The 7,871-nt window shown below is 75.3% G+C and carries 5 protein-coding genes; 2 read left to right on the forward strand and 3 right to left on the reverse strand.

What is annotated here, in order from left to right; translation table 11 throughout:
- On the forward strand, positions 1 to 723 hold a 723-nt coding region (locus ACFQ3T_RS32325; RefSeq protein WP_380729211.1), incomplete at its 5' end, for a P1 family peptidase.
- A 12-nt stretch (positions 724 to 735) separates the two neighbouring features.
- Positions 736 to 1,344 carry a DUF4865 family protein gene (locus ACFQ3T_RS32330; protein ID WP_380729213.1) on the forward strand — a complete coding sequence of 203 codons (609 nt, stop codon included), beginning with the start codon at positions 736 to 738 and terminating at the stop codon, positions 1,342 to 1,344.
- On the opposite strand, the gene ACFQ3T_RS32335 is transcribed toward ACFQ3T_RS32330, so the two are convergent.
- From ACFQ3T_RS32335 to ACFQ3T_RS32345, 3 genes are all read right to left on the reverse strand, one after another.
- Positions 1,322 to 4,597, reverse strand: coding sequence for a tetratricopeptide repeat protein (locus ACFQ3T_RS32335; protein WP_380729214.1), 3,276 nt, complete (start codon positions 4,595 to 4,597; stop codon positions 1,322 to 1,324). The two genes, ACFQ3T_RS32330 and ACFQ3T_RS32335, sit on opposite strands and share 23 nt — an antisense overlap.
- Positions 4,598 to 4,707: 110 nt before the next feature.
- Entirely contained in the window at positions 4,708 to 5,955 is a 1,248-nt protein-coding gene (locus ACFQ3T_RS32340; protein ID WP_380729216.1) for a GGDEF domain-containing protein, read from the reverse strand.
- A 615-nt stretch (positions 5,956 to 6,570) separates the two neighbouring features.
- Entirely contained in the window at positions 6,571 to 7,761 is a 1,191-nt protein-coding gene (locus ACFQ3T_RS32345; protein ID WP_380729219.1) for an MFS transporter, read from the reverse strand.
- Between the last annotated feature and the right edge of the window lie 110 nt (positions 7,762 to 7,871).

The raw sequence follows: 7,871 nt of genomic DNA on the forward strand, positions 1-7,871 counted from the left end.
GGCGCGGCCCGCGAGCTGGGGTCGTTCGTGCCCGCCGCCGCGTTGTTCGACCTCGGCCGGGGCGGGGACTTCCACGCGCGCCCCGGCCCGGACGAGGGCGCGGAGGCGGTGCGGAACGCCGGCGTGGACGTGGCGCAGGGGAACGTGGGCGCGGGCACCGGAGCGCTCAACGCGAGCCTGAGGGGCGGTCTCGGCACGGCGAGCGCCACGTTGCCCGGCGGTGCGGTCGTCGGCGTGGTCGCCGCCCTGAACGCGGTCGGCCCGTCGGTCGACTTCGACACCGGGCTGCCGTTCGCCGCCCGCCTCGGCCTCCCGGGCGAGTTCCCGGAGCCCGGGGGCGACGACCTCGACGCCGCGCGCGCCGCCGCGTCCGGTCACGTGCCGCCGTTCACCGACGCGCCGCCGTTCAACACGGTCATCGGCGTGGTCGTCACGAACGCCCGCGTGCCGGACCTGTTCCGCGTCGCCAACGCCGCCCAGGACGGCCTGGCGCTGGCCGTCCGCCCCGCACACGGCCTCACCGACGGCGACACGGTGTTCGCCGCCTCGACCGGCACCCACGACGCCGCCGCGGACGACGTGCTGACGGCGGCACGGGTGGTGTTCGCCCGGGCGCTCGTGCACGGCCTGCTCCGGGCGGAGTCCGTCACCACGCCGTGGGGCCGGCTCACGGCCTACCGCGACCTGTACCCGCGCACCGCGGCCACCTATGGGGGTAGTTGAACCATGCACGCCATGCACTACGAGATCACCCTGCCCGCCGACTACGACATGGGCATCATCCGCACCCGTGTCGCCACCAGGGGTTCCGCGCTGGACGCCTTCCCCGGCCTCGGACTGAAGGCGTACTGCGTGCGGGAGCGCGGCGTCGACGGCTCACCGGTCAACCAGTACTCGCCGTTCTACCTGTGGCGCACCGCCGAGGGCATGAACAGCTTCCTGTGGGGGCCGGGTTTCCGGGGCCTGAGCACGGACTTCGGCCGTCCGACGGTGCAGCACTGGGTGGGCCTGGCGTACGGCGCCGGCGGCGCGTACGACGCCGACCCGGGCTCCGGCGCGCCCACCGCCGCCACCAAGCGCGTCGAGCACGTCCCGGCCGACCACGACCCGACGGAGGCGATCGACCGGGCCCTGGCCGACCTGGAGCAGCGCACGGCGCACCCCGACGTCTACGCGACGGCCGTGGCGATGGACCCGAGGCACTGGCAGCTCGTGCACTTCACGCTGTGGCGCGACACCCCGGACGCCACGCCCGGCGTGGTCTCCGAGGACCACGTCCGCTATCGCGTGCTCCACCTGTCCCGGCCGGAGCTGGACGACCTCACCGCGGGCCGTCACTGGTAGGCCGGGACCGGACCACGCCGGGGTGGCGTGCCCGCTCGGTGTACGGCACGGACAGGTAGCCGACGAGGTCGAGCACGCCACCGCTGGTGCGGTCCAGCTCGCGGGCGAACGCCTGGATGCCGGGGTCGACCCGGTCCATCAGCCACGCCAGCAGCACGACCACGACGTCCGCGAGCAGCCCCACCTGGAACGGCATGTCCTCGCGCTTGCCCGCGGTCACGGCGCTGGCGAAGTCGGTCATGCCGCGCTGGGTCAGCTCCAGCGGCCCGGTCTCGATGGCCCGCTTCATCGAGTCGACCACGAGCGGCACCACCGACGCCCACACCTCGCGCGGCGCGACCTCGCAGATGAGGCCGCCGCACAGGGCCGCGGTCCACAGCGCCTCCGGGTCGCGCGCCCGGACCGCGCCCACGGCCAGGTGGGGCAGCAGTTCCGCGCCGCGCTCCCACGCGCCGGTCGCCACGAGCTTCTCCACCGCGTGCCGGTAGTGCCCCAACGCCTCGCCGTGCTGGCGGCGCGCGGTCAGCACGCCGCCCAGGTCGTCGTGGAACGACGCCACCTCGGCCGCCGCGCCCAGCTGCTCGGCGCGGGCGAGCCCGACGGCGGCGTAGTGCTGGGCGGTCTCCAGGTCGCCGCGGTCGCGGTGGCACGCGCCGAGCCGGCGCAGCGCCGCCAGCTTCAGCGGATCGTCGCCCTCGGCGCGGAACAGCTGCACGGCCCGTGACGCGGCGTCGATCGCGCCGTCGAGGTCGCCCGCGGCCTGCCGGCGTTCGCACTCGGCCAGCGCGAACGCCGCCTGCCGGGCCCGGTCGCCCAGTTCGGCGGCCAGGTCGTGGCCCTCCACGGCGTAGTCGACCGCCGTGTCCGGGTCCGGGTCGCCGATCCGGTCGAGCACGGTGACCGCGTCGAGCAGCGCCGGTCTGTCCCCGTTCAGCCGGTACTCCTCGCGCGCCAGCCGCGCCGCCTGTCCGGCCTCGTCGGTTCTGCCCTCGTCCACCAGCAGCCTCGCCATCCGCAGCAGGACGTCCGCTCGGTCGCGGCACGCGTCGCCCAAGCCCACACACCGTTCGAAGTCCGCCAGCGCGGCGGGGTATTCCCCGCGCCGCTCCGACCGGGCGCCGGTCAACGCGAACCTGGTCGCCCACCGCGGCTCGACCTCGTCGTCGGGGAGGTCGGAGCCCTCCAGCAGGGCGTCGATCCGCTCGACCAGCGCGGCGGCCCGGTCGTCGTCCTCTTCGAGCTCCAGCTCGGCCAGCAGCACGTCGGCGAACGACGGGCTGTCGGCCGCGCCGCCCGCCTCGGCGACCCGCCGCAACGCCGTGATCTCCCGGCGCAGCACGGGCGCGAGCGGTCCGGTGCGGCCGCGCGCGGCGGCGGCCAGCAGCTCGCACCCCGTGAGCGCCGCCTCGGCGTCGGTGGTGGACCGGTCGCGCCACTGGTCCAGCCTGCCGTTGACCGTGCCCACGTACAGGTAGGACCGCTCGATGCCGCCGGGCGTGCCGGTGTTGACGATGGCGTGCGCGGCGGGCGTCTCCTCCGCGGTGAGCCGCCGCACGACGGTGCGGGCGAAGCCGGCGGCCAGGTTCGCCGGGATGCTCCACAGGGTGCCGATGTAGCCGCGGGCGCCGGCGCGGACGAACTCGCGGCCCAGGCCCGTCCACGACCGGCAGGAGTTGTTGAACACGATCGGCCGGTGCCGCAGCTCCACCGGCAGGTCCACGTCGGGCAGCGGCCGGCCGCCGAGGACGATCGCGTCGCCGTCGTGGCAGTTGAAGAACACCAGCTCGACCGGCAGGTCCGCGGCCAGCTCGCGCAGCACGTCCGGTGACGCGTCCGACTCGGGCAGCACGATCGGGTGGGTGTGGTGGCCGGGCGACGCGGCGGTCTCGGGCGCCTCGGCGAACGTGCCGGAGTCGAAGACCAGGCCGAACGCGCCGGGTTCCCGCGCCGCGCCCGCGCGGTGCAGCTCGGTGAGCACGACCAGCGCCGGGTCGGCCACCACGTGCCCGATCGGCTTGCGCGCCCAGTTCGCGTCCTCGGTGTGCACGAACGGGTAGGGCAGGCCGGTGGTGAACGCGGTCAGCCGCCGGTCGCCCACCTCCGCCACCGCCTCGGCGGGCACCTGCGCCGTGACCACGGCCTCGACCGCCGCGAACGGGTCGTGCCCGCCGGTCGACAGGTACCGCCACAGCGCCTCGACGAACCCGATGCCCTTGACGGCGTCGCCGATCGCGGCGGCGGCCGCGGTGACCCGGCCCTGTTCCTCCGCCACCACGGCGCGGACCTCGGTCAGGTCCGGCGCGGGCGTGACGACCAGGCGGGCCGACCGGTGGTGCGCGTAGAGGGCGGCGACCAGGTCGTCCGCGTCGCCCGTGCGCTCGACCAGCACGGCCTCGTCACCGTCGTCGGGGTTGTGGTCATCGAACGGCACGGGCGGCGCGTCGTCGTCCACCCGCAGCGCCGAGCCGGTGCGCAGGGCGGTGAACAGGGCGGTGACGAAGTCGGCGTCCGGCGCGACGTCGAGCGTGCGGTCCGGCCCGCCGTCGCCGCGCAGCAGCTCCCACGCCTTGGCGGTGAGGCCGACCGGGTCGTCGCACGGCAGGTGCACGTGGTCTGGCAGGTCGGGGAACAGCGGCCGGTCGGGCTCGGCCGGGAACTCGGCGAGGAACACGACGCGGCGCACGCCCACGGCGGCGAGCACGTCGGCCAGCAGCGCGTCGTGCCGGTGCGACGACACGTCGTCGGGTCTCAGCGCGACGACCGGGGTCAGCCGGTCGGCGGGCAGGCACGACACCACCACCGCGGCCTCGCGCACCTGGTCCGGGCGGCACACGACGACCGTGTCGCCGACGTCGAACACCGGCTCGCTGGTCACCGCGAGGGTCAGCTCGGACTCGCCCGCGGGCAGGTCGACGCACACCCCGCCGTCGTCCACCGCGCACGGCGACGAGCCGGACACCAGCAGCGACACCGAGTTCGGCAGCTCGAACCGCACCCCGTCGCCGGTCTCGGCGGCGGGCGCGTCCACGGCGAGCCGCCAGCGGGCGGGCGAGGGCAGGTCGAAGCGCTGCCGCAGCACCGCGCGGACGTGCCCGTCACGGGTCTCGGAGACGTACAGGTCGCGCGCGCCGGCCTCCGCGGTCAACGACTCACCCGCGTCCACCGGTGGTTTGCGGTGCACGTCGAGCAGGACGGCACGCAGCAGCCCCGCTTCGAAGCGGAAGCGGATTCCGTGCGGGGCACCGAGGTCCACTGGCTCACGACCCTTGCGAACGACTGGAGTCCACCGTGTCGGTGGTAGCGGGCAGAAACTACGCCACCGACGGCCTGACCTGTAGGAGATCCGGCAGGGAGACCCGGTTGTTACACGCCGGGCCGTTCCGAGCGGGCCGCCGGGGTCCACGGCGACCTGCGCCGGCCGCCCGCGGTCTGCACCTGGTCCCGGCCGAGCCGCTTGGCCTCGTACAGCGCCGAGTCGGCCGCCGCGAGCAGCCCTTCGACGGTGTCCTCGGCGACCTCGGGCCACACGGCGATGCCTATGCTCACCGTGAGGCCCGCCACCACGCCGCCCTCGCCGTCGTCCACGAGCACCCGGTGCACCTCGGAGCGCATCCGCTCGGCGATCGCCACGGCCTCGTCGGGCTCCACGCCGGGCAGCAGCACGGCGAACTCCTCGCCGCCGAACCGGCCCACCGCGTCACCACGCCGCACCGCGCACTCCAGCGCCACCGCGATCCGCCGGAGCACCAGGTCGCCGGTCTGGTGGCCGTGCGTGTCGTTGATGTCCTTGAAGTGGTCGACGTCGATCATGAACAGGCCGACCCGCGCGCCGGGCGGCTGCTGCCGGGTGCGTTGCAGCTCCAGCTTGGCCTGGAGGTGCCACGCCTCGGCGTTGAGGAGGCCGGTCTTGGCGTCGGTGCGGGCGGCCAGCTCCAGCTGGTGGATCAGCACCGTGCGGTGCAGCGCGACGGCCGCGACGACCATCGGCAGCGCGAAACCGGGCCACAGCGCCACGGCGAGGGCGACGAACCCGCCCATCGCGAGCTGGCCCGCTTCGAGCAGGTTGTCCGCGCCGCTGCCGACGGCGTCCTTCACCGAGCGGGGCCGCACGGTCAGCAGGATCACGGCGGCGACCAGGGCGGTGTTGACGAGCCAGTGCGCCGCGCCCGCGCCGACCAGGCCGGCGAGGTCGAGCGCGCCGGTCGGCCGGCCGTGCTGGAGGTGGTCGCGCAGGCCCGTGGCGCCGGCGACGGCGCCCGCGGCGAGCGTGGCCAGCACCATCATCGACGTCGTGAACACGCACCGGTGGGGTGGCCGGGAGGCGTCCCAGCGGCCGACGACCCACCAGCGGTGCGCGTAGACGAGCACGACGAGGGCGACGGCGAGCGTCGGCGGCAGCACCAGCGCGCCGGCCACGAGCCAGATGCTGCACAGGTCGACGTGCGGCAGGTGGCTGTGGTCGCGGCGGACGCGCTCGATCCAGCGCGACGAGTGCAGGTGCAGGGCGGCGCAGGCGACGAGGACGGCGAACGTGGTCCACGACCCGGCGGGCACCGGCCAGGCGGTGGTGGCCGCTGTGGCGAGCACCGCGACGAGTTCCACCGACAGCACGTACACGAGGGCCCGTCGGGGCAGGGACCATAGTGACCAGCGTCGATCGCCCGACGACGTCGAACGCGCTCTGTCCATGGTTCCTCGCGACCGTCTACCCCGGACCGTCATGGTGCCCGGACGGAGGGTCACAGTATTCGTGACCTGCGCGGATGTCAGCCGCTAGCGGGGTGACGCAAACCACGGGAGGTGATTGCCGTGCGCGACAAGATCTGGTGAAACCGCAGGTCAGCAGCCGTTGTGGCACGTATCGAGACGGGTGGGAGGTGTGGTCGTGCGCGACAAGATCTGGTGACCCCCGGTGATCCGGTCCGAGTCGGGAACCACGTCGAGGGGAGGTGCGCCGCCATGCGCGACAAGATCTGGTGATGCCGGGTGCGACACGCGACGGTGACCAACGCGAAGATCCGGGTGTCCTACGCCACCCGAGGCCAGGCGCGGGCCGCGGCGAGCCCTTCCGACTCCCCGCGGCCGGCGCGGCCTGCCCGCCCAGCCGAGCCGTGTCCGCCGTCAACCGACCCGTGCCCGGCCGCCGGCCGCCCGTGCCCGGCGTCAGCCGCCCCCGTGTCCGCTGTCAGATACCCGTGACCACGGTCCGTCGACCCGTGACCGCCGTCAGCCGACCCGTGTCCGCGCCAGCCACAGGCACGCCAGCGCCGCGCCGACGCCGCTGACCACCAGCGTCGCCCGCGACCCGACCAGGTCGCCCAGCAGCCCGCCGACCAGCGCCCCCGCCGGCGCGCAGCCCCACACCGCCGTGCGGATGGTGGCGTTGACCCGCCCGTGCAGCGCGGACGGCGTGACCTCGTACCGCACCGGCACCTGGTGCACGTTGTAGACCTGCAACGCGAACCACATCACCGCCACGCCCACCATCGGCGACACGGCGACGAACGCCTGCCCGCCCCCGGTGACGAGGATCGCCGCGACCATCGTCGGCCCGCGCCCGAACCACTCGCCCGCCCGGGCCGCCACGAGCGCGCCGACCAGCCCGCCCACCGCTCCCACCGACAGCGTCATGCCGAGCCGTGACGGCGTCATGCCCAGGTCCGCGACGAGGTGCAGCACGAGCACGGCGCCGAAGGCGTTGAACCAGAAGACGTGGGTCGCGGTGCACAGCGTGACCCGCCGCAGGATCCGGTGGCCGAACACGGCCCGCAGCCCGGCCAGCACCTCGGCGCCCATCCCGGCCCGCGCCGACGCGTCGGCCCGACCGACCGCCGGTCCCGCCACCTGCACCCCGGCCAACGCCACCGCGGCCACGACGAAGCTCGCCGCGTCGACCAGCAACGCCCCTGCCGCCGTGCCCGCGCCGACCAGCCACCCGCCGAGCGCCGGTCCCGCGACCTGCGCGGTGGCCTGGCTGACCTCCACGGCCCCCTGCGCCCGCGTCAACCGGTCCCGCGGCACCACCATCGGCACCAGCGCCAGCCCGGCGATGTCCCCGAATACGGCGAACGCGCGGGCCTCGGCCACCGCCACGGCCAGCACGGCCACCGACAGCACCACGACCGCCGCGGCCACCGGCACCACCGCCAGCGCCACCGCCTGCCCGACCGCGCACACCGCCGCCACCGCCCGACGCGGCAGCCGGTCCACCCACACCCCGGCGACGAGCCCGAACACCAGGTACGGCAACCGCCCGCACGCGGCCACCACGCCGACCTCCCACGGCCCCGCCCCCAGCGCCGCGACCGCCACCAACGGCACCGCGACGACGGTCACCTGCGACCCGATGAGGGACACCGACTGCCCGGACCACAGCAGCGCGAACGACCGGTCGCGCCACAGCGGGTCGCGGGGCACGGGGTCAGTTCACGGCCGCGGGCGCGACGCGGGACCACGCGGCGGTGGCGGTGAGCGCCAGCACGGTGCCCGCGACGCTCGTGACGGCGATGGCGGTGGCCGCCGAGCCC

Origin of the sequence: Saccharothrix hoggarensis (genome assembly GCF_042678885.1) — a bacterium.
GTDB classification, from domain to species: domain Bacteria; phylum Actinomycetota; class Actinomycetes; order Mycobacteriales; family Pseudonocardiaceae; genus Actinosynnema; species Actinosynnema hoggarensis.